Source organism: Pantoea sp. AG1095, from assembly GCF_003208415.1.
Taxonomy (GTDB): domain Bacteria; phylum Pseudomonadota; class Gammaproteobacteria; order Enterobacterales; family Enterobacteriaceae; genus Pantoea; species Pantoea leporis.
Genome location: NZ_QKMJ01000001.1, coordinates 469,103 through 490,260, shown reverse-complemented (window position 1 = coordinate 490,260; position 21,158 = coordinate 469,103). Strand labels below are relative to the sequence as shown.

Annotated in this window: 22 protein-coding genes; 14 read left to right on the top strand and 8 right to left on the bottom strand. The window is 53.1% G+C overall.

What is annotated here, in order from left to right:
• Position 1: 1 nt before the first annotated feature.
• Genes DEU53_RS02370 through rimJ form a run of 3 tightly spaced genes read right to left on the bottom strand, consistent with a single transcriptional unit; the run spans position 2 to position 2,174 of the window.
• On the bottom strand, positions 2-922 hold the full coding sequence (locus DEU53_RS02370; protein ID WP_110865914.1) for a Gfo/Idh/MocA family protein: 921 nt from the start codon (positions 920-922) through the stop codon (positions 2-4).
• A 1-nt stretch (position 923) separates the two neighbouring features.
• Positions 924-1,565: a DUF480 domain-containing protein gene (locus DEU53_RS02365; RefSeq protein ID WP_110865913.1), complete on the bottom strand. Its 642-nt coding sequence runs from the start codon at positions 1,563-1,565 to the stop codon at positions 924-926.
• Between the two features lie 15 nt (positions 1,566-1,580).
• Positions 1,581-2,174 carry a ribosomal protein S5-alanine N-acetyltransferase gene (gene rimJ / locus DEU53_RS02360; protein WP_101760856.1) on the bottom strand — a complete coding sequence of 198 codons (594 nt, stop codon included), beginning with the start codon at positions 2,172-2,174 and terminating at the stop codon, positions 1,581-1,583.
• Positions 2,175-2,419: 245 nt separating this feature from the next.
• On the opposite strand from rimJ, the gene mdtH reads away from it, so the two are divergent.
• The 10 genes from mdtH to DEU53_RS02310 all read left to right on the top strand — a co-directional run bounded on the left by mdtH (position 2,420) and on the right by DEU53_RS02310 (position 10,140).
• A complete protein-coding gene (gene mdtH, locus DEU53_RS02355; RefSeq protein WP_101760857.1) occupies positions 2,420-3,622 on the top strand; it encodes a multidrug efflux MFS transporter MdtH in 1,203 nt (400 codons plus the stop codon).
• A gap of 89 nt (positions 3,623-3,711) precedes the next feature.
• On the top strand, positions 3,712-4,359 hold the full coding sequence (gene grxB / locus DEU53_RS02350) for a glutaredoxin 2 (protein WP_110865912.1): 648 nt from the start codon (positions 3,712-3,714) through the stop codon (positions 4,357-4,359).
• A gap of 111 nt (positions 4,360-4,470) precedes the next feature.
• The gene (locus tag DEU53_RS02345) at positions 4,471-5,034 is read left to right on the top strand and encodes a lipoprotein (RefSeq protein WP_101760859.1); all 564 of its coding nucleotides are present in this window, start codon (positions 4,471-4,473) and stop codon (positions 5,032-5,034) included.
• Between the two features lie 135 nt (positions 5,035-5,169).
• Positions 5,170-6,216: a dihydroorotase gene (gene pyrC / locus DEU53_RS02340; protein ID WP_110865911.1), complete on the top strand. Its 1,047-nt coding sequence runs from the start codon at positions 5,170-5,172 to the stop codon at positions 6,214-6,216.
• Positions 6,217-6,284: 68 nt separating this feature from the next.
• Positions 6,285-6,530, top strand: a complete 246-nt coding sequence (gene dinI, locus DEU53_RS02335) for a DNA damage-inducible protein I (protein ID WP_110865910.1) — start codon at positions 6,285-6,287, stop codon at positions 6,528-6,530.
• A 143-nt stretch (positions 6,531-6,673) separates the two neighbouring features.
• Entirely contained in the window at positions 6,674-6,943 is a 270-nt protein-coding gene (locus DEU53_RS02330) for a hypothetical protein (protein WP_101760862.1), read from the top strand.
• Between the two features lie 278 nt (positions 6,944-7,221).
• Positions 7,222-7,476: a biofilm formation regulator BssS gene (bssS, locus tag DEU53_RS02325; protein ID WP_008103119.1), complete on the top strand. Its 255-nt coding sequence runs from the start codon at positions 7,222-7,224 to the stop codon at positions 7,474-7,476.
• Between the two features lie 106 nt (positions 7,477-7,582).
• Complete coding sequence (solA, locus tag DEU53_RS02320; protein ID WP_110865909.1) at positions 7,583-8,698, top strand: N-methyl-L-tryptophan oxidase; 1,116 nt, start codon at positions 7,583-7,585, stop codon at positions 8,696-8,698.
• 292 nt (positions 8,699-8,990) lie between these two features.
• Positions 8,991-9,563 (top strand): cytochrome b, encoded by a 573-nt coding sequence (locus tag DEU53_RS02315; RefSeq protein WP_110865908.1) that lies wholly within the window; start codon positions 8,991-8,993, stop codon positions 9,561-9,563.
• Position 9,564: 1 nt separating this feature from the next.
• Complete coding sequence (locus DEU53_RS02310; protein ID WP_101760864.1) at positions 9,565-10,140, top strand: YceI family protein; 576 nt, start codon at positions 9,565-9,567, stop codon at positions 10,138-10,140.
• 44 nt (positions 10,141-10,184) lie between these two features.
• On the opposite strand, the gene DEU53_RS02305 is transcribed toward DEU53_RS02310, so the two are convergent.
• Positions 10,185-11,240 carry a rhodanese-related sulfurtransferase gene (locus DEU53_RS02305; RefSeq protein WP_110865907.1) on the bottom strand — a complete coding sequence of 352 codons (1,056 nt, stop codon included), beginning with the start codon at positions 11,238-11,240 and terminating at the stop codon, positions 10,185-10,187.
• Between the two features lie 267 nt (positions 11,241-11,507).
• Here DEU53_RS02305 and DEU53_RS02300 point away from each other — a divergent pair, with 267 nt between their 5' ends.
• From DEU53_RS02300 to DEU53_RS02290, 3 genes are all read left to right on the top strand, one after another.
• On the top strand, positions 11,508-12,431 hold the full coding sequence (locus DEU53_RS02300) for a Kdo(2)-lipid IV(A) acyltransferase (RefSeq protein WP_101760866.1): 924 nt from the start codon (positions 11,508-11,510) through the stop codon (positions 12,429-12,431).
• Between the two features lie 558 nt (positions 12,432-12,989).
• The gene (locus DEU53_RS02295; RefSeq protein WP_008103132.1) at positions 12,990-13,256 is read left to right on the top strand and encodes a hypothetical protein; all 267 of its coding nucleotides are present in this window, start codon (positions 12,990-12,992) and stop codon (positions 13,254-13,256) included.
• A gap of 119 nt (positions 13,257-13,375) precedes the next feature.
• Positions 13,376-13,771 carry a MysB family protein gene (locus DEU53_RS02290; protein WP_101760867.1) on the top strand — a complete coding sequence of 132 codons (396 nt, stop codon included), beginning with the start codon at positions 13,376-13,378 and terminating at the stop codon, positions 13,769-13,771.
• A 6-nt stretch (positions 13,772-13,777) separates the two neighbouring features.
• Here DEU53_RS02290 and DEU53_RS02285 read toward each other — a convergent pair whose 3' ends face one another.
• The 3 genes from DEU53_RS02285 to DEU53_RS02275 form a co-directional block, all read right to left on the bottom strand.
• A complete protein-coding gene (locus tag DEU53_RS02285) occupies positions 13,778-14,017 on the bottom strand; it encodes a YceK/YidQ family lipoprotein (RefSeq protein ID WP_110865906.1) in 240 nt (79 codons plus the stop codon).
• 135 nt (positions 14,018-14,152) lie between these two features.
• Entirely contained in the window at positions 14,153-16,702 is a 2,550-nt protein-coding gene (gene mdoH, locus DEU53_RS02280) for a glucans biosynthesis glucosyltransferase MdoH (RefSeq protein ID WP_101760869.1), read from the bottom strand.
• A complete protein-coding gene (locus DEU53_RS02275) occupies positions 16,695-18,230 on the bottom strand; it encodes a glucan biosynthesis protein G (RefSeq protein WP_192234533.1) in 1,536 nt (511 codons plus the stop codon). The genes mdoH and DEU53_RS02275 overlap by 8 nt, the downstream gene beginning before the upstream one ends.
• Before the next feature lie 278 nt (positions 18,231-18,508).
• Here DEU53_RS02275 and mdoC point away from each other — a divergent pair, with 278 nt between their 5' ends.
• A complete protein-coding gene (mdoC, locus tag DEU53_RS02270; protein WP_101760871.1) occupies positions 18,509-19,633 on the top strand; it encodes a glucans biosynthesis protein MdoC in 1,125 nt (374 codons plus the stop codon).
• Between the two features lie 31 nt (positions 19,634-19,664).
• On the opposite strand, the gene DEU53_RS02265 is transcribed toward mdoC, so the two are convergent.
• Positions 19,665-21,128, bottom strand: a complete 1,464-nt coding sequence (locus tag DEU53_RS02265; protein ID WP_110865904.1) for a phosphatidylserine/phosphatidylglycerophosphate/cardiolipin synthase family protein — start codon at positions 21,126-21,128, stop codon at positions 19,665-19,667.
• Between the last annotated feature and the right edge of the window lie 30 nt (positions 21,129-21,158).

The following is a 21,158-nucleotide window of genomic DNA, read 5'->3' as shown; positions in this document are numbered from 1 at the left end:
ATTATTCACGTTCGGCATCGCGCCACAATTTTTCCACCAGACGCTGCGCCGCCAGCGCCTGTTCGCCACTGGTTTCAGGCATCGTCTGATTTTCAACACACTGGATGAAATGGTGCGCTGCGCCGCTGAAACCGCGCTGAGTAAGGTGGCTTTGCCACGCGGGCGTCACATCACGCACCATGCCGCCGCGGTTTTCCTGCTGCCAGTCGCGCATCTCGTTAATTTCGATGTAATCACCGTCGCAGATGGCGCTGACGACTTCGCGTTGCGTCCCGGCGCGACGATGCATGCTGGTGGTGATTTGCAGCGATCCAGCGGAGAAATGGTGTTCGGCGTACAGCATCGCGCCATCATCATTGGTCTCGATATGCCCTAACTCGCGCGTCAGGCTGCCGCCCGCCAGCCACAGCGCGGTGTCCACCACGTGCAGATAATCGTCCAGCAGGGTAAAACGCAAATCCTGTGGACCCACGCTATCCGCACGGTGCTTCTCAATACGCAGCGAGGCGGCGCGTGGCATGTCACTTTTCAGCTGCTGATAACGCGGCGCAAAGCGGCGGTTAAATGCCACCATCAGCTTGCGCTTCTGCTTGTCCGCGAGCGCCACCAGCGCTTCGGCCTGTTGCAGCGTTTCGGCTAACGGTTTATCGACGCACACATCTTTGCCCGCCAGCAGCAGCGCTTTAACCACTTCGTAATGGCTGGCGGTGCTGCTGTGAACAAACACCGCATCACTGGCGGCGGCCAGCGCATCCAGTTGACCAAAATAAGGTATGCGATAGCTATCGCAGATCGGTTGCGCCTTTGCCTGATTGGGCGAAAACGCACCCGCTAATTGCCAGCCGCTGGCTTGCGATAACACCGGCAGCCATGCTTTCTGCGCGATACCGCCCAATCCTACAATGCCAATACGCAGCGTCATATTAGTGCTCCTTTTGCAGCAGCTGTTGCAGTTGCGACTGCAACTCAGCAACCGTTTCTTCAAGTTGCGCGACACGCGCGGTTAAATCGCCGTTGTCACTGACGGTTTCTGCGCTGGCCGCGTCTTCCTCTACTTCGCCACCAAAAAGATGCATATAGCGGCTTTCACGTTTGCCCGGTTCGCGCGCCAGTCGCACCACCATTGGGCCATCCTCGCGCGTGCTTAAACCGTTAAGCGTCTGCTCGACTTCATTCATATCGCTGAATTCATGCAGACGGCCGCTGCGGGTGCGCAGTTCGCCCGGCGTCTGTGCACCGCGCAGGAACAGCAGCGTCAGCACTGCGACTTCAGCGCTGCTCAGTTGCAGATTGCCGAAAGCGGAATTGCAGAAGCGCTGTTCATACTTGCTGACGCGTTGACCGAAGCCGTTATTGGCGGTCACCAGATGCTTTTTCACCAGCTCATCAAGCTGCGCTTGCACCTCCATCTCGCTGAGATTGAGCACCGGTTCGCGGTTAGATTTCTGATTACAGGCGGTGACAACGCCATTAAGTGAGAGCGGATATTGATCCGGCGTGGTGACCTGCTTCTCCAGCAGGCATCCAATCACGCGCAATGCCTGCGCGGATAAGGCCATTTTCATTGAGGTGATCCTTTATTATTGTCCACGACGATCCGGGGTCCACTCCCGGCAGGTCAACGCGGTGAGTACATGATCCTGCCAGCGCCCATCGATCAACAAGTAATCTTTGGCGTAACCCTCTTTTTCAAATCCAAGACGCGCCAGCAGATCGCCACTGCGCTGATTGTGCGGCATATAATTAGCCATAATGCGGTGAATACGTTGCTGGCGTTGCATATAGCGAAGGGTGGTAGTGAGCGCTTCAAACATCAGTCCCTGACCTTGCCACTTCTCGCCCAGTGAGTAGCCGAGATAGCAGGCGTGAAACGATCCGCGCAGCACGTTGCTGTAATTCGCCACACCACGCACTTCGGTCTCTTCCGGGTCCATCAGCACAAAATAGTAGGCTGAGCCCTGTTTATGCATGTCGGCGATCAGTCCGAGGCGCGCTTGCCAGCCCGAAGGATAACAATGGCTCTCGTCGCGCACCGGTTCCCACGGCTTAAGAAACGCACGATTTTCAGCGTAATAATCCGCTAATCGCCAGGCATCGCGTTCGTGTACTAAACGCACCACTAAGCGATCGGTAGTGAGGCGCACGCGTGGGCCAGCAGAACGATAGCCAAACATCATGACTCCTGAAATCCATAACTTAAGAAAGATGTACGCCAGCGGCGATACTCCTCACTATAACCGTCACCCCGCTTGCGGTAAAACCCTTGAACGCGTTCCTCAGGATTCATCCTGATTTAGGATTAATATTTCTGCGGATTCGATGAAAAAATATCATCCTGAGAAAGCTGTTTTTCGCCGCTGAGCAGGCGGAAGATAGACCAATTGGTCTCTTATCTCCTCTCATTTGCTCAGGAATTAGCATGTCTCGGGTTGCGCGGGCACGACGCCTCGGTAAAACATTTCTTTTAGTGGATAACATGCTGGTTGTGATGGGCTTTTTCGTGGTGTTTCCCCTCATTTCCATCCATTTTGTCGAACAGCTGGGCTGGGCCGCATTGATGGTCGGTATTGCGCTTGGCTTGCGCCAGTTCGTCCAGCAGGGATTCGGCATCTTCGGCGGTGCGATTGCCGACCGTTTTGGTGCGCGTCCGCTGATCGTCACTGGTATGCTGATGCGCGCGGCGGGTTTTGCCTGCATGGCGCTGGCACATGAACCCTGGCTGCTGTGGTTTGCCTGTTTGCTTTCCGGCCTTGGCGGCACACTGTTTGATCCGCCACGCAGCGCGCTGGTGATGAAACTGGTACGCGCACGCGATCGCGGCCGCTTCTTCTCCCTGCTGATGATGCAGGACAGCGCCGGTGCCGTGCTGGGTGCGCTGATTGGTAGCTGGCTGCTGGCGTGGGATTTCCGTCTGGTGTGCTGGGTTGGCGCGGCGGTGTTTGTCACTGCTGCGCTGTTTAACGCCGTTTGGTTACCGGCGTGGCGCATCTCAACCGAACGCATTGCGATGCGTGAAGGGATGCAACGCGTCTGGCAGGACAAGCGTTTTCGCCTGTACGTGCTGACTTTGACCGGCTACTACATTCTCGCCGTGCAGGTGATGTTGATGCTGCCGGTGATGGTGAATCAGGTGGCCGGGGCGCCTGCTGCGGTGAAGTGGATGTACGCGATTGAAGCGCTGCTGTCATTAAGCCTGCTCTATCCGCTGGCGCGCTGGAGCGAAAAACGCTTCCGCCTCGAAACGCGTTTGATGGCCGGCTTGTTCCTGATGACGTTCAGCCTGCTACCGGTTGGCATGACCGATTCGCTGCCGTCGCTGTTTATGCTGATCGCCCTCTTTTATCTGGGCTCAATCATCGCGGAACCGGCGCGAGAAACGCTCAGCGCTTCGCTGGCCAGTTCGCGTGCGCGCGGCAGCTATATGGGCTTCAGCCGACTCGGCCTCGCGATTGGCGGTTTGATCGGCTACTCCGGCGGCGGCTGGATGTTCGATATGGGCCAGCAATGGGCGCTGCCGGAACTGCCGTGGATGCTGCTGAGCAGCGTTGGCATGATCACCCTTTTGGCGCTTTGGTGGCAGTTCCAGCCGCGTTCGGTGGCGCCAGCGATTTTCAGCAGCTAATTTGCCCCCGCCAAAGATCTCTTCCATACTTCCCGCACGTCCGAAAAAAGGGTGACCTCCGCCACCCTTAGAACCACAGGAGAAACGGGATGAAACTCTACATCTACGATCACTGCCCTTTCTGCGTCAAAGCACGCATGATTTTCGGCTTAAAAAATCTGCCATTAGAACTCATCGTTATGCTAAATGACGACGAGCAAACGCCGAAAAAATTGATCGGCCAGAAAATGGCGCCGATTCTGCAAAAGGCCGATGGCAGCGCTGTACCGGAAAGTATGGATATTGTGCGGCTGGTAGATAAACACGATCACCAACCGCTGCTCAATGGCAAAAGCAATCCTGCGATCAGCGACTGGCTGCGCCACGTGAATGGCTACGTCAATAAGCTGCTGCTGCCGCGCATCGCCGATGCCTCCTTCGCCGAATTCGCCACGCCGGAAGCGCGTAGCTACTTCAGCGAGAAGAAGCAGGCCAGCGTGGGCGATTTCAGCGAGTTGCGTAAACACGCGCCGGGCTTAATCAAAAACATCAGCGATGATTTGCGTCAGCTCGACAAGCTGATCGTCAAACCCAATGCGGTAAATGGCGAACTGTCGGAAGATGATATTCATCTGTTCCCGCTGCTGCGCTCCTTAACGCTGGTCAACGGCATTGAATGGCCAAGCCGCGTTGCCGATTATCGCGACAACATGGCGAAACAAACCCAGGTTAATCTGCTCTCCTCCATCGCCGCATAATCCTCATCCCTGAGAGGCGCTGCGGCGCTTCTCATCTCTCTCCTGGTGACACATGCCGCTGATTCAGGCAGGCTATCGCTGTTTTGCCGTTTCGATCAGGATGAGGACAATATGAAAAAGGCGCTTACCGGGCTTTTCGCTCTGCTTTTTGCCGTGCTACTCAGCGGCTGTAACCAATTGACGCAATACACCATCAGCGAACAGGAAGTGAATCAGGCGCTGCAAAAGCGCAATAACTTCGAAAAAGATATCGGCGTTTCCGGGCTGGTGAATGCGCACATTGTGCTGAGCGATCTCAACAGCCAGATTGGCCGTGAAGAACCCGGCAAAATAACGCTCTCGGGTAAAGCCAATATCAATGTCAGCTCGCTGTTTGGCCCGCAGCAGGCCGAAATGCTGCTGAAGATGAAGGCGCAGCCGGTTTACAACGCACAGGAAGGCGCGATTTATCTGCATGACATGGAGATTGTCGATGCGCAGGTGCAGCCGGAGAAAATGGCATCGATCATGAAAACTCTCACGCCATATCTCAATGAGTCGCTGAAGCGCTACTTTAATGAGAGACCTGCTTATGTATTGAGTGCAGACCGCAGCAAAGGCGAAGCGCTGGCGAAGAAACTTGCTAAAGGAATTGAAGTGAAACCGGGCCAATTGGTGATTCCGTTTACAGATTAATCCGCGCAACCGCACCTTCCGGTGCGGTTTTTGTTTGTCACAATAAAATCCCGTGCAAACGGTTGCCCACATCCTTATGATTACTCCCCGGCCTAAACGTGCCTCTCGTTTTCTTCTCAGCCGGAGTCTTTTTGAATGACAGCCCAACCTCAGCACATTACCATCCGCCGCCCTGACGACTGGCACATCCATCTGCGCGATGGCGCGATGCTTAACGCCGTACTGCCTTATACCAGCGCAGTAAATGGTCGTGCGATTGTCATGCCAAACCTGGTTCCACCGGTTATCAGCGTGGTCGCTGCCGTGGCGTATCGCGAGCGCATCATGGCTGCGTTACCTGCTGAGCACGCTTTTACTCCGCTGATGACCTGCTATCTCACCGATTCACTTGATCCCGATGAGATCGAGCGCGGCTTCCGTGACGGCACTTTTACCGCCGCCAAACTCTATCCTGCGCACGCCACCACCAACTCCAGCCACGGCGTGACCAATATCGCCGCCATCGCTAAGGTGCTGGATCGCATGCAGCAGATCGGCATGCCAATGCTGGTGCACGGCGAAGTGACCGATTCTCACATCGATATTTTTGATCGCGAAGCGCGCTTTATTGAAACCGTGTTGGAACCGCTGCGTAAACAGTTCCCGGCGCTGAAAGTGGTGATGGAGCACATCACCACGAAAGAAGCGGCGGAGTATCTGGCAGCCGGTAATGATCTGCTGGGCGCCACCATTACGCCACAGCACCTAATGTTCAACCGTAACCACATGCTGGTGGGCGGCGTGCGTCCGCATCTTTACTGCCTGCCGATTCTGAAGCGCAATATCCATCAGGAAGCGCTGCGTAAGCTGGTTGCCAGCGGGAATCGTCGCGTATTCCTCGGTACCGATACCGCGCCACATCTGCGTCACCTCAAGGAAGCCAGCTGTGGCTGCGCCGGCGTGTTTAATGCGCCGACCTCATTGCCGGCGTACGCCACCGTGTTTGAGGAGCTGAATGCGCTGGAACATTTCGAAGCCTTCTGCTCGGAGAACGGCGCGAACTTCTACGGTCTGCCGCTGAATGAAGGCACGCTGACGCTGGTGCGAGAATCCTGGCAGGTTGAAGAGAGCATTGCGCTGGCAGATGACACGCTGGTGCCTTTCCTTGCTGGTGAAACGCTGAACTGGCGCATCAAAGAATAATGATCTGCTGCTTGCCTTCGGGAAATTTATACTGTACAAATAAACAGTATATTATCCCGGAGGCTTCTATGCGTGTTGAAATTACCGTAGCAAAAACTTCGCCCCTTCCTGCGGGTGCACTGGATGCACTCAGCGTCGAACTGGTTCGTCGCATTACTCAGGATTTCCCCGACGACAATCATCACGTCAAAGTGCGTTATGCCGGCGGCAACCAACTCAGCGTGTTTGGTGGCTGTAAAGAGTCACGCGAACGCATCAGCGAACTGTTACAAGAAACCTGGGAAAGCGCTGACGACTGGTTCAATAACGATTAACTGCCACTGTGCCGTTTTTGCCGGGTATCGCTATCCGGCTTTTTTGTTTTTATTTCCCTCTCGCCAGAAAAACTTCCTGCATCTAGACTCATGTTAAACGATCCCCTATTCTTGCCTCGTCATGCTTACAGGAGGTGTTTTACATGACTACTGAAAAACCAGAAGAGGCGATGACCTTCGGAGAATTGCTGGCATTTATTGCTGAGCAACAGCGCCGCTTAACCGTATTAGAAAATGCGTTTGCCACCTTGACCTTCTGTCTCGACGATCGCGCCAATCAGTTGCTGGTCCACAACCTGACGCTGGAAGCGCAAAACCAGAACCATGACGAGCAGTTACAGCAGCATTTTACCCGGCTGGCGGAAGAGATTCAGAAACGTCACGGCCTGCTGCCGGTCGAGCCACACTCATAAACGTGCCCCCTTTTTCGGCCTAAAGTTTTCCCTTATAAAAGCCGATAACTTCGTCAGTGTTGCCAGTAATAATTCCAATAAAATGCCTGACGCTGCGGGCATTTTATTATTCGATTAAACGGCAATGTTAACCGCGTTTATTTTTACTCTGTTTAGGTTCGTCATACCTTTTAACTATTGTACCCGCTATTTCATGTTATAATTGTTTCGCTAGTGCACGATACAGCCGCATTGAACCTCAAGAAGCACTTCGTTTAACGAGTAATACGGAGGTTATAATGGACAGAAATAAAGACGTCATCCAGACTCATCCGTTGGTAGGATGGGACATCAGCACCGTAGACAGTTATGACGCCATGATGATTCGCCTGCACTCGCTCTCCTCGCAGGGGCAGAAAGAAGAAGAAGCTGACGTGGGTCCGACCTACTGGCTGACTACCGACGTAGCCAGACAGTTCATCTCTCTACTCGAAGCTGGCATTGCAAAAATAGAGTCTACCGAGCAGTACCTACGCGACAATCAAAAGCATTAATTTCTACTATCGCGTGAAAGGGCACCCAACAGGGTGCCTTTTTCATGGGCGCTCTCTTTTGATATGCTGTTGAAAAATTTCGCTGTTTTGCTGGAGTGATGTCGTTATGGTTTATGATCTGATTGTGGTGGGAAGCGGTTCGGTCGGCGCAGCAGCCGGGTTTTACGCCACGCAGGCTGGCTTATCGGTGCTGATGATTGATAGCGCCCATCCGCCGCACAGCCAGGGCACACATCATGGGGAAACCCGCCTGATTCGCCATGCGTATGGCGAAGGTGAACGCTACGTGCCGCTGGTGCTACGCGCACAGACACTCTGGGATGAGCTGGAACGCCAGAGCGGCGAGCGCATCATGCATCGCAGCGGCATCCTCAACTTAGCGCCCATCACCTCCTCCTTTATTCAAAATGTTATCGATAGCGCGAAAGCGTGGCAGATGGATGTGAAAATCCTGCAAGCCGATGAAGTGCGCGCGCGCTGGCCGCAGTTCACAGTGCCGGATGGCTACATCGGCGTGTACGAACCCAACTCCGGCTTCCTCAAATGTGAGCAAGCGGTGCGCAGCTGGGTGCAGCTGGCGGAACAGGCCGGTTGCGCGCAGCTGTTTAACTGTCCGGTGACAGAGATAGGTCGCGACGGCGATCTGCAGCAAGTCACCACCAGCGATGGCATTTTCCGCGCGCGTAAACTGTTGGTCAGCGCCGGTACCTGGGTGAGCCAGTTGGTCGCCGATCTGCCGGTTGCGCCCGTGCGCAAAGTTTTCGCCTGGTATCAGGCAGATGGTCGCTACAGCGAGAACAATAAATTCCCCGGCTTTACCGTGGAGATGAGCGATGGCAGCCACTTTTACGGCTTCCCGGCGGATAACAACGCGCTGAAAGTGGGACGTCACGATGGCGGGCAGCTGATGCAAACGCCAGCCGATCGCAAACCTTTTGGTAGCATCGCGGTAGACGGCAACGAATCATTTAACTTCCTGCGTAAATTCCTGCCGGGCGTGGGCGTCTGTTTGCATGGTGAAGCCTGCAGCTACGACAATACGCCGGACGAAGATTTCATTATCGATACGCTACCGGGCGAACCTAATCGTCTGATCATCACCGGCTTAAGCGGACACGGTTTCAAATTCGCCAGCGTGCTGGGTGAACTTGCCAGTGAATTTGCGCAGAACAAACCGTTCTCTTTCGATATTGCGCCTTTCTCCCTCACGCGATTTAACTAAACCATACTTGCCGGTACTAATCCTGTGCCGGCGAAATTGACACAAACTGACAGTTAATTACCTATATCAACATTCAGCGCAGCGCTATGCCGCATTTGGTGTAGTGAATATGCAATACTTCGCAATAAGCCCCGCCTTTTAAGCTATCCCTTCAATTATTCTGACTGAGTTTTAATTAAATCCTCATTTATTCCGAAGATGATTTTCAACTTTATAGAAAAGTAAGGTTAATTGATCTTTCATTGCAAAATGTAGATGCTCATTACCACTTATTTCATTCCGGGTGATTTTAATGTGGCGTAATTCCACACAGCATTTCGGCGCTGTCTCGATTTTATTGCATTGGCTTATGGCGCTGGTTATTTACGGCATGTTCGCGCTGGGTTTGTGGATGGTCGGATTGGGCTATTACGATGGCTGGTATCACGATGCGCCCGAAATTCATAAAGGCATCGGCATTCTGCTGTTCGCTGCGCTGCTGCTGCGCCTCGGCTGGCGTTTTATTTCACCGCCGCCCAAACCGTTGGCGAGTTATTCGCCCGCCGTACGACGCAGCGCTACCGCCGCGCACTGGCTGTTATACGGCTTACTGTTGGTGCTGCTGTTCACCGGTTATCTCATCTCCACCGCCGATGGCAAACCGATCTCAGTATTTGGCTGGTTCGCGGTTCCCGCCCTGTTCAGCGGTGCCGCGCAACAAGCGGATCTGGCGGGTGACATTCATCTTTGGCTGGCGTGGGGTTTGGTGCTGATCTCAGCACTGCACGCGCTGGCAGCCCTGAAACACCATTTTATCGACCGTGATGTGACACTGAAAAGGATGTTGGGTTACCGCATCCCGTTAATCTCTGAAAAGGAAAAGTAACATGCTAAAGAAGACATTATTGGCAGTAGCAGCGGCCGGATTATTGAGCGCCAGCCTGACGGCCAGCGCGGCTGATTACAAATTTGATAAGGAAGGCCAGCACGCGTTTGTGCAGTTCCGCATTCAGCATCTGGGCTACAGCTGGTTGTACGGCACCTTTAAAGACTTTGATGGCAGCTTCACGTTTGATGAAGCCAATCCTGCGGCAGATAAAGTCAACGTGACCATCAACACCAACAGCCTCGATACCAACCATGCTGAGCGTGATAAACACCTGCGCAGCGCGGATTTCCTCAACACCGGTAAGTTCCCGCAGGCAACCTTTGCTTCTACCGCCGTGAAGAAAGAGGGTAAAGATTACAAGATCACCGGTGACCTGACGCTGAATGGCGTGACCAAGCCCGTCACGCTGGATGCAAAATTGATCGGTGAAGGCAAAGATCCGTGGGGCGGCTACCGTGCAGGATTTGAAGCCAGCGGTGAGATCGTGCTGAAAGAGTTCAACATCAGCAAAGATCTTGGCCCGGCATCGCAGAAAGCTGAACTGATTATTTCAGTGGAAGGCGTGCGTAAGTAAACGAAATACAGCCTGAAGTCCGCTGACCTCAGGCTGTTTGACGCTTATTTTTTATCTGGCGCCGGAATCGCCATCGTCATGTTCAGCAAACCACGTGATTTGTTGAACACTTTGTTGCCATTTTCACGGCCCGCACGGCGTGCGCGCTGCTCCTCTGGCGACAACGTTGACTCTTCCATGCAGATTGGGCTGCAGCAGTTGTTGTACTTTTCAGCGCAGCTTGGGCACTGAATAAACAGCAAATGACAGCCATCATTGATGCAGTTGGTGTGGCTATCGCAAGGCGTGCCGCACTGATGACAGCTGGAAAGAATATCGTCGGAAATACGCTCGCCCATGCGCTCGTCAAAGACAAAGTTTTTGCCCTTGAAACGCACCGGTAAGCCCTGTTCACGCGCCCGACGGGTGTATTCAATAATCCCGCCTTCGATGTGATAAACATCTTTGAAGCCGTTGTGTTTCATCCAGGCGCTGGCCTTTTCACAACGAATGCCACCGGTACAGTACATAACAATCTTTTTGTCTTTCTGATCCTGCAGCATATCAACGGCCATCGGCAGTTGATCGCGGAAGGTATCGGCCGGCACTTCCATCGCGTTATCGAAGCGCCCCACTTCATATTCGTAGTGGTTACGCATATCCACAAACAGCGCATCCGGATCGTCGAGCATTGCATTAACGTCCGCGGCTTTCAGGTAAGCACCCACATCGCTGGCATCAAAGCTATTGTCTTCAATCCCATCCGCTACAATGCGTTCACGCACTTTCAGGCGCAGCACCCAAAAAGATTTACCGTCATCATCCAGCGCAATGTTCATGCGCAAGTTATTTAGCGCCGCATCAAAGGCATACAAAGCGGCCTTCATCTTTTCGTAGCGGCTGGCGGGCACACTGATTTGTGCGTTGATGCCTTCGTGCGCAACATAGACGCGACCAAACACCTTGAGTTTGGTTAACTCAACGTAGAGGGCATCACGGAAGGTTTTAGGATCGGCAATCTGGAAGTATTTATAAAAAGAGACTGTGGTACGTGGTTCGGTTTCCGCCAACATACGTTCCTTCAGCTCTTTATTGGAAACAAGGTTATGTAACACTGGCATGGTGTTCGTCCTGTTAGCAATCAGAGAAATTTAGCGCGCGTATGATACCCGAATTCTGCCTGATACAAAAATGTTGGTTTGATAAGCCTGCCGGCTGAAATTACATACGCATTTGTGCGCCACAATTGCGTTTTCGTGCGCATACCTGCTGTCGGAAAACCGTCCTCGGTCTATGCTTGATTTCAGCCAGAATGAAAAAATGGCATAATGACAAAAAATTACAGAAACCGGACTCTCTGGCATAAGACGCAGGATACTGACATTTCCATGACTCAACTTCCCCAACTCACCCGTGAACTCTTCTATCCACGCTATTGGCTGACCTGGCTCGGCATTGGCTTTCTTTATCTGCTGGTGCTGTTGCCCTATCCGGTACTGCATGCAATTGGCTGCGGATTGGGTCGCGTTGCCATGCGCTTTATGAAGCGGCGCGTTGAAGTGGCGCAGCGTAATCTTGAAGTGTGCTTCCCCACTATGCCGACCAATGAACGCGACGCGATGGTAAAGCACAACTTCGAATCGGTAGGCATGGGGCTGATTGAAACCGGGATGGCGTGGTTCTGGCCGGACTGGCGTATTCGTAAATGGGTCACCACCAGCGGACTGGAGCACGTGACTAACGCGCTGGCAGAGAAGCGCGGCATATTATTAATTGGTATGCACTTTCTGACTCTGGAGTTGGGAGCGCGGGTATTTGGTATGCACAACCCAGGCATTGGCGTGTATCGTCCCAACGACAACAAGTTGATCGACTGGCTGCAAACCTGGGGCCGGATGCGCTCCAATAAAAGCATGCTGGACCGCAAAGATCTGAAAGGCATGATTCGCGCCATGAAGAACAACGACATTATCTGGTATGCACCGGATCATGATTATGGCCCGCGCAGCAGCGTGTTTGCGCCATTCTTCGCGGTTCAGGATGCGGCGACCACCACCGGCACCCATATGCTGATTCGTCTGGCAAACCCAAGCGTGGTGCCGTTCCTGGCGCGACGTCTGCCGAACGCGCGCGGCTATGAGCTGAAAATGATGCCAGATATCCGCGACAAATTTACGCTGGAATCTGAACTTGATACGGCTGTGGTGATGAATAAAGTGGTGGAAGAGACGGTGCTGCTGGCTCCAGAGCAATACATGTGGCTGCATCGCCGCTTTAAAACGCGTCCGCAAGGCGAACCATCGGTTTATTAATATTGGTCGGGGCACCCTGTGTGCTCCGCTGTTTATATGCACTAATTTGCCTTTTGGTGCGATCACATGCGGTAATTTATTAGTGAGCCGTGCCAGCCTGAACTTAGGCTGATAGTTGGCTTAGCGCCGCATTTAATCAGACATCACTTTTCTTCAGCACGCAATGTTGACGTAAAATTAACCTTTCCTTGCGCCATAGCAGCCAAATTCTGCGTTGATGCAGGATTACCGGAATTGTCAGTCATTAATATTTATTCACCAAAGTTTAGCGTTTCGGACCTGATTTCTACGACTTCCAGGGCTATTCCTATTTAATATTGCTAAATCCTTCGGCATCACTTATCAATGAAGTAAAATTAACTTACTAAACAAGGTATTGTCTGATTAAAAAACCCCATATTCCTTTTCATTAAAATAATCGCTTCGCTTATAACTTTATGGAATTGGTTCGTAAAATCGAATCCAGTTAATTTCGATTACAGCACTTAGCTTCACCCGTTCACTTTTAAAAAATATAAAAAGATTACACACAGCAAATATATCTCAGGACAATATAATATGAATAAAGGCATCTACTACTACGTGACGATCAGTACCGATCAGGAAGGTTATCATCTTCTGCATCGGAAAGAGTGCAAACGCTTACCCGTAAAGGAGGACATGGTATTTATTGGCACTCTATATAACTTAAATCAGGCATTATCAACTGCGCGTATTAATTTTAAAAAGGTTAAGCCCTGTATTAAATGTTGTATCCGTTACTCTGCTCCAATTATTCACGAATCAGTACGCCCGGTATTGCATTTCCCGCAGAAAATAGCCTGACCGGTTGGGCGGTTGAATTTCACGCAACCGCCCAACTGATATTTCCTCTCCGCCCTGCACTTCACGATTTTTCGTCTATCCTTCTGTGAAATCCCTTTTTTACAGACATGGAGTTGATGATGAGCCTGTTTACCACCCTTGAAGAAGCCATTGAAGCCGCTCGTGAAGAGTTCCTCGCCAGCCAACCAGAGATCGCTGAAGAAGATGCCAGTGTAAGCCAGTTCGCCCTGCAGAAGTACGTGATGCAGGATGGCGACATTATGTGGCAGGCCGAATTTTTCGCGGAAGAGGACGGTCAGGGTGAATGCCTGCCAATCTCAAGCGGAGACGCCGCACAAGCCATCTTTGATGGCGATTTTGATGAAGTCGAACTGCGTCAGGAGTGGCAGGCGGAAAATACGCTGCACGAATGGGACGACGGCGAGTTCCAGCTGGAACCACCGCGTGACCTTGAAGAGGGCGAAGCGGCGGCACAAGAGTGGGAAGACGACAACAGCCCTTCTGACAACCTGTAATAACGTTTATTCGTACGGACCGTGACTGGCATCGACGGGCAGTAACAGCGTGTCCATCACCAGCGACAGCGGCAAATCGATAATGGTTAGCACGCGCCACGGTCCGTCACGAACGTCCCACTGCACGCCGGGATAATATTGGTTGCCGTGACCTTGTCCGGGAAAGGTGCGGCTGATGATGCTGCCACAACCGGTGAGCAGAAGAATGGCGGCGCTAAGCGCGGTTATTTTCAGGAAATAATTCACAACATTTACTCACAATGAACTGGCGTTAGTTTAACCATCTCGCAGGGACGATGACCACTCCTTAACACGTAAAGATTGCGTCATATTTCTGGCGAAAAAAAAGCGGCATTTCTGCCGCTTTCTACTTTCTCATCCTCAGCGCTGTGGCAGCGCCTCTGGATTGAGCTTCAGCTTCTGATAGCTTTCCACCCACTGATGATATTTGTCCGCGCTTTCCCACAGGCGTGAGTGCACACGAGCCAGCACCACCGGATCGCTAATCAGCTGCAAACGCTGCTCGCGATTCAGTTTCTCTGGCGCATCGCTCAGTGCCTGATCGACACGACGGTCACGCGCATGATCCAGTAAATCGCTCTGCTTATGACGCGATGTTGCCATCGCCGTCGCCAGCGCGTTAAACGCCGGGTTAAACAGTGCATGCATAAAGCCATTTTTCAGCGCGCGTTGACGGTTGATCTGCAGATAGTGATCGGTATCAACCAGCTCTTTAGGTGGCTCATACTCTTCCGGGATCAGGAACAGTTTGGCGTTCTTACTCTTCTGCCCTACCGTTGCACGGCTCGACATCACCGATACAAACGGCGACAGGATCAGCGAGACGACGATCGGCGACAGCCACCACAGGAAGTTCAGATCGAGGAAGCCCATACCGCCCGCCCACACCAGACCCAACAGCATCTGTGAACCATGACGACGGAAAGCTTCGCTCCACGGCGTCGCATCATCATCACGCTGCGGCGAGTTCCACACCACTTCCCAGCCAAGGAACGCGCTGACCACAAACACGGTGTGGAACAGCATGCGCACCGGCGCCAGCAGCACTGAGAACAGCATCTCCAGAATCAGCGAGAAGAACAAGCGGATGGCGCCACCATAAGGTTTCGCCCCCTTGAACCAAATCAGCACCACGCTCAACAGTTTCGGCAGGAACAGCAGCACCAGCGTAGTTGAGAACAAGGCTATCGCCAAGTCGGGACGCCACTGCGGCCACACCGGGAACAGCTGGCGTGGTTGCAGGAAGTAGGTCGGTTCCATCAGCGTGTGCACCACCTGCAAGGCAGTAGAAAGCGCGAGGAACATGAACCACAACGGCGCAGAAAGATAGGACATTACGCCCGTCAGGAACACCGCACGGTGAACCGGATGCATCCCTTTTACCAGGAACAAACGGAAGTTCATCAGGTTACCGTGGCACCAGCGACGGTCACGCTTCAGCTCATCCAGCAGGTTCGGCGGCAGTTCTTCATAGGAGCCTGGCAGATCGTAGGCGATCCACACCCCCCAACCGGCACGACGCATCAGCGCGGCTTCAACGAAGTCATGCGACAGGATCGAACCCGCGAAGGAACCTTCACCCGGCAGCGGTGCCAGCGCACAGTGCTCGATAAACGGTTGCACACGAATGATGGCGTTATGGCCCCAATAGTGTGATTCACCCAACTGCCAGAAGTGCAAACCAGCGGTGAACAGCGGACCGTACACACGGGTAGCAAACTGCTGGCAACGCGCATACAGCGTATCCATGCCTGACGCTTTCGGCGAAGACTGGATAATACCGGCGTTCGGGTTAGCATCCATCATGCGCACTAAACCGGTAAGACACTCACCGCTCATTACGCTGTCGGCGTCCAGCACCACCATGTAGCTGTAGTTGCTGCCCCAGCGACGGCAGAAGTCATCGATGTTGCCGCTTTTACGCTTCACACGACGACGACGACGACGATAGAAGATCTTGCCGGCGCCACCGACATCACGCACCAGCTCCATCCAGGCTTTTTGCTCGGCGATGGCAATATCGGCATCGTAGCTGTCGCTCAGAATGTAGACGTCGAAGTGTTCGGCATTGCCAGTTCGTTTGACCGATTCCCAGGTCGCACGCAGGCCAGCAAACACGCGTTCTACATCTTCATTACAGATCGGCATGATCAGCGCAGTACGGTGTTCCGGATTCAGCGGCTCATCGCCGGTTGTCGAATACGAAATACTGTATTTATCGCGACCGATCAGCAGCTGCAGGAAGCCCATCAGCGCAGTCCAGAAACCAGCAGAAACCCAGCAGAACAGGATGGCGAACAGGAACAGAATCCCAGTCTGCAGGATGTACGGCAGGATCAGCTCAACCGACTGCAGCCAGTTCTGGTTGAACATCTCGATAGGATCGATCAGCGTCCAGCCCTGATACGGCAGAATGGTTTTCATGTACCAGGTTGCCACCACGGTCTGCAGAATCGTCAGAATCAGCAGTACGTAACGACGCATGGAGCCAACGTGGCGCCACTTGTCCTCGTTTTTCTGCTCTTCAACGGTGGCATAGCGTGGGGTGGATTTCTGGCCGCGCAGGGAATCCCAGGCGCGCGCAATCGGGTTGGTGCGCCAGATCTCCGGGAACATCAGCGAACGCTTCACTTTCGGCATCGCCTTCAGTGTGGTGCGATCAAGATAATCCTTGCTGAGCTGCTGACCATCCGCCAGTGAGTCCGGCCAGGCCATTTGCACACGAGATGACACCGATTTCAGCGGTGCATCATCCGGGCGCTCGCTGGCGGCGTTATCTTGCCCCAGCGACGTATGAATAGCGTGGAACGCCTGCGCATTTTGCAGCGAATCGCTGAGACGGGCGCGCCCTGCCGCATCAAGCGGCAGAGCCTCCACGTAAGATTGAGGTAGAAATATCGATTTATTCATTGGCAGGTAGCTGATAGCTCCAGGTTTCCGTCAATGTCTTGTCGCCGCTCACCAGCGCCGCACGCATCTCAGTCGGCTGCTTGTTATCTTTCACTCGCAGACGCAACACCAGACGCCAGCCTTTGGTCACCGGGTTGTAGCGCACACTCTGCTCAACCACGTCAGCGTTGTTACCCACGCTCACCTGCGGCGCCACTTGCGTATCTTCCGGCAGCTTGCTCATCGCTTTGCCAACGAAATCCACGGTGAAGGCGATAGAACCATCCGGCTGACGCACCAGATTCGACTGCTTCACATCACCGGCAGAGCGCAGCGTGTCTTTTACCCAGGCGATGTCGTCTGAGTGCAGCTGATTCTCGTCACGGGTGAAGTGCAGACGATACTGGAAGTTCATCTCTTTGCCCGGCTCTGGCAGTTTTTCCGGCGTCCAGAACGCAACGATGTTGTCGTTGGTTTCATCGGCAGTTGGAATCTCTACCAGTTCAACGCGGCCTTTACCCCAATCACCCTGCGGCTCAACCCAGCCACTTGGGCGCAGGTCGTAGCGATCGTCGAGATCCTGGAAACGGCTGAAATCACGCGTGCGCTGCAGCAGACCAAAACCTTTCGGGTTCTCAACGGTAAAAGTGCTAACCGCCAGATGTTTCGGGTTATTCAGCGGACGCCAAATCCACTCACCGTTACCGGCATGAATCGAAAGACCATTCGAATCGTGCAGCTCAGAACGGAAGTTGGTCACTGGCGAAGGCTGGTTTGCACCAAACAGGAACATACTGGTCAGTGGCGCAACGCCCAGTTTGCCGACGTTATCACGCAGATAAACTTTGGATTGCACATCAACCGTCGATTCTTTGCCCGGTTTAATGATGAAACGATAGGCACCGGACGCGCGTGGCGAATCCAGCAGCGCATAGATCACCAGCTGTTTGTCCTGCGGTTTTGGACGCTCAATCCAGAACTCTTTAAAGCGCGGGAACTCTTCGCCCGACGGCAAGGCGGTATCAATCGCCAGTCCACGTGCCGAAAGACCGTACACCTGGCCCTCGCCAATCACACGGAAATAGCTGGCGCCGAGGAAGCTGGTGATCTCGTCGTCTTTGCCCTTTTTATTTAATGGATACAACACCTTAAACCCAGCAAAGCCAAGGTTTTTGACTGCATCAGCATCGTGTTTTACGTTGCCGAAATTGAAGTAGTCAGGGTTATATTTAATTTCACGTACTGAAGACGCCGTCACTTCGTTGATTTTCACCGGCGTATCGAAATACATGCCCTGATGATAGAACTCAAGCTTAAACGGCGTGCGCAGTTTGCCCCAATAAGCTTTGTCGTGGTTAAACTGGATCTGCTGATAGTCAGCAAACTTCATTTCACGAAACTGAGAGGGTAAATTGCTTTTTGGCGCTTCGAAACTTTTCCCTGCCAACGCCTTGGCTTGTTTTGCAACATCATCAATGTTAAACGCCCAACTATTGTTGGCATACATAGCCAGCAGAACTGCCGCGCCTACCCAGCGCATCTTTACCAGTCCCACTTTATTATTCACATTATTCAGCACATCCCCCCCTTTCGTGTGCTTAGATCAAACCCGATTATCTTAAAGGATTATTCGGTTTTCCGACAGCGTATGTAATAGATTGTTCCGCTGATTTGTAAGCTGAAAATGTGCTTTTAGGATAATTAAACCCCGCAAAATCACATACAGATTCACCTGATAGTATACCCTGTTTACAGCCGGTAGAATTTTCCTTCGGCATAATCCGGTTTCAGGGCGAAACCGGCAAGTAAACTGACTATTGGAAGATTATGAGTTCAGCTAAACCCGAACGTGAATATTTCCTCGATTCGATTCGCGCGTATTTAATGTTATTGGGCGTGCCTTTTCACGTCTCTCTGATTTACTCCACGCAGAAATGGGCCGTAAACAGCCATGACGCCTCAATGTGGTTGACGGTGCTGAACGACTTTATTCACGCCTTCCGCATGCAGGTGTTCTTTGTTATTTCAGGCTATTTTTCCTACATGCTCTACTTACGCTACCAGCCGCAGCGCTGGTTGAAAGTGCGTCTGGAGCGTGTCGGCATCCCGATGTTGACTGCCGTGCCGCTGATTACCTTGCCGCAGTTTTTCATCACCAAAAATCTCACCGATAAAATCGGCGACTGGAACAGTTTCTCGCTGTACGACAAGTACAACACGCTGGCGTGGGAGCTGATATCTCATCTGTGGTTTTTACTGGTACTGGTGATTCTGACGACGTTCGGTATGGTGGCGTTTCGCTGGCTGAATAAGCAGCAGCGCAGCATCGATTATCAGCAAATTGGCTGGGGTAAATTGACGCTGGCACTACTGACTTATGCCTTAATTTGGTGTGCGTTCCGCCGCGTGCTGTTTTATTTCGTTCCGGCCGTGTTTGCCGATGGCCTGTTCAGCATTGCCGTGATGCAAACGCTGATGTTCCTGCCGTTCTTTATGCTGGGTGCGTTGAGCTGGAAGCATCAGGCGCTGAAAGCGTTGTTTGTGCGCTTTAATCCGGTGATGTGCTTTGGCGCTATCGCAGTATTCATCGCCTATAGCCTGAATCAGCGTTACAGCAGCGGTGAAGGTTGGCTGTATGAAATCGATATGATCATTTCGACGCTGATGGGGTTGTGCATGCTAAACGTCTGTTTTAGCTTCGGCCATAAGCTGCTGAACAGCCATTCGCCGCGCATCATGTATCTGGTGAATGCCTCGCTGTTTATCTATCTGGTACACCATCCGCTGACCATTTTGTACGGCATCTACATCACGCCGCACATCGGCAACAACACGCTCGGCTTCTTCGTCGGCTTACTGATGGTATTTGGCGTGGCGTTTACGCTGTATGAAATCCATCTGCGCATTCCGCTGCTGCGCTTCCTGTTCTCCGGTAAGCCGCAACGCAAATGAAAAAAGGGCCCGCTACGCTGGCCCTTTTTATCTAAAGCAACCACTCAACCGGCAAGCGCCACACCAGTCGCACCAGCAAGCGCTGCAGCAGCGTGCATTGCGGTTCATGTTTGTGCACCACTTCGCCCTGCTCGTTAGCAAACTCGACCCAATTGACGCGTCCCCACTTATCCAGACGTAGCGTCCAGGCGCGATCGCGCATCCCGGCAATAAAGCGCTGATGCGTTTGCTGCGCCAGGGCTTCACTCTCAATCACCAACCCCATTTCGGTGTTCAGCATGGCGGAACGCGGATCGAAATTGAACGAGCCGATAAATACTTTGCGATTGTCCACGGTGAAGGTTTTGGCATGCAAACTGGAACCTGAATTACCGGTGATACCGCGATCGTGTGGCGCGGTTTGCGGATTGTTCTGCGGCTTCAGTTCATACAGCGCGATGCCGTGGCGCAGCAGTTTTTTGCGCCAGCGCGCATAACCGGCGTGCACCACCGTGACGTCATTGGCCGCCAGCGAATTGGTAAGGATGGCAATCTTCACCCCGCGCCGCTTCAATGCCAGCAGCTGCGCCACGCCAGATCGCGTCGGGACAAAATAGGCCGAGATAATATCGAACTGCTGCTGCGGCGTGCCGATGACCTCTAGCATGCGCTGCGGCAGTAAACTGCGACGTTTTGCTTTGCCGAGCCCTTTACGCGGATCATCACTCAGCAGGCGCGATTCCGCCCACGTCATCTCCAACTCGCCCTGCTCCATCTGGCTGATAAACGACGAGTGCTCCAACCGTGCCAGATAGCGCTCCACCGCTTCACTCTGCTGCCACTCTTGTGGCAAGCGCACCGCCTGATGCGCATCGCCGCTCACATCAACCACCTTGCGCAGCGGCGATACCGCTTTACTGCGCCAGTAGCGTTCGAAATCCTGCGTCACTTCGTCGACCACCGGACCAATCGCCAGGACATCGAGATCGGTAAACAGCGGTTCATCGCCGGTGCCAAAATATTCGTCGCCGATATTGCGCCCGCCCACCAGCGTCGCTGCGCCATCCACTGTCAGGCTCTTATTGTGCATACGTCGATTGAGGCGGGAAAAATCGGTGAGATAACCGAGCGCGCGCAGCGTGCGGAACGAGAACGGATTAAACAGGCGCACGGCGATATTGGCGTGGCGATCGAGTTCCGCCAGCGTCTCATCCAAACCCGGCGTGTTATTGTCATCCAGCAGCAATCGCACTTTCACCCCGCGCTCGGCGGCGTCCAGCAGCGCGCTGAACAGCAAGCGGCCGGACATGTCGTTGTGCCAAATGTAGTACTGCACATCAATGGTGTGCTGCGCCATGCTCATCAACTGATAGCGCGCAGCAAAAGCGTCCAATCCATCGTTAAGCGGATGGATGCCGCTCATGCCCGGATGTCGTGCGCAACGCGCCTCAACACTCGGTTTCAGCCGGTTGCCCGAATGTTCCTCAGGCGGCAAAGAGGTTGCTGCTTCACTCATAGTGAATCCCTGAAAGCTGTGGACCTATTA

Excerpts from the sequence above, each read along its gene's own strand:
- DEU53_RS02370 (WP_110865914.1), bottom strand. The coding sequence starts at position 922 with ATGACGCTGCGTATTGGCATTGTAGGATTGGGCGGTATCGCGCAGAAA.
- DEU53_RS02365 (WP_110865913.1), bottom strand. The coding sequence starts at position 1,565 with ATGAAAATGGCCTTATCCGCGCAGGCATTGCGCGTGATTGGATGCCTG.
- rimJ (WP_101760856.1), bottom strand. The coding sequence starts at position 2,174 with ATGTTTGGCTATCGTTCTGCTGGCCCACGCGTGCGCCTCACTACCGAT.
- mdtH (WP_101760857.1), top strand. The coding sequence starts at position 2,420 with ATGTCTCGGGTTGCGCGGGCACGACGCCTCGGTAAAACATTTCTTTTA.
- grxB (WP_110865912.1), top strand. The coding sequence starts at position 3,712 with ATGAAACTCTACATCTACGATCACTGCCCTTTCTGCGTCAAAGCACGC.
- DEU53_RS02345 (WP_101760859.1), top strand. The coding sequence starts at position 4,471 with ATGAAAAAGGCGCTTACCGGGCTTTTCGCTCTGCTTTTTGCCGTGCTA.
- pyrC (WP_110865911.1), top strand. The coding sequence starts at position 5,170 with ATGACAGCCCAACCTCAGCACATTACCATCCGCCGCCCTGACGACTGG.
- dinI (WP_110865910.1), top strand. The coding sequence starts at position 6,285 with ATGCGTGTTGAAATTACCGTAGCAAAAACTTCGCCCCTTCCTGCGGGT.
- DEU53_RS02330 (WP_101760862.1), top strand. The coding sequence starts at position 6,674 with ATGACTACTGAAAAACCAGAAGAGGCGATGACCTTCGGAGAATTGCTG.
- bssS (WP_008103119.1), top strand. The coding sequence starts at position 7,222 with ATGGACAGAAATAAAGACGTCATCCAGACTCATCCGTTGGTAGGATGG.
- solA (WP_110865909.1), top strand. The coding sequence starts at position 7,583 with ATGGTTTATGATCTGATTGTGGTGGGAAGCGGTTCGGTCGGCGCAGCA.
- DEU53_RS02315 (WP_110865908.1), top strand. The coding sequence starts at position 8,991 with ATGTGGCGTAATTCCACACAGCATTTCGGCGCTGTCTCGATTTTATTG.
- DEU53_RS02310 (WP_101760864.1), top strand. The coding sequence starts at position 9,565 with ATGCTAAAGAAGACATTATTGGCAGTAGCAGCGGCCGGATTATTGAGC.
- DEU53_RS02305 (WP_110865907.1), bottom strand. The coding sequence starts at position 11,240 with ATGCCAGTGTTACATAACCTTGTTTCCAATAAAGAGCTGAAGGAACGT.
- DEU53_RS02300 (WP_101760866.1), top strand. The coding sequence starts at position 11,508 with ATGACTCAACTTCCCCAACTCACCCGTGAACTCTTCTATCCACGCTAT.
- DEU53_RS02295 (WP_008103132.1), top strand. The coding sequence starts at position 12,990 with ATGAATAAAGGCATCTACTACTACGTGACGATCAGTACCGATCAGGAA.
- DEU53_RS02290 (WP_101760867.1), top strand. The coding sequence starts at position 13,376 with ATGAGCCTGTTTACCACCCTTGAAGAAGCCATTGAAGCCGCTCGTGAA.
- mdoH (WP_101760869.1), bottom strand. The coding sequence starts at position 16,702 with ATGAATAAATCGATATTTCTACCTCAATCTTACGTGGAGGCTCTGCCG.
- mdoC (WP_101760871.1), top strand. The coding sequence starts at position 18,509 with ATGAGTTCAGCTAAACCCGAACGTGAATATTTCCTCGATTCGATTCGC.
- DEU53_RS02265 (WP_110865904.1), bottom strand. The coding sequence starts at position 21,128 with ATGAGTGAAGCAGCAACCTCTTTGCCGCCTGAGGAACATTCGGGCAAC.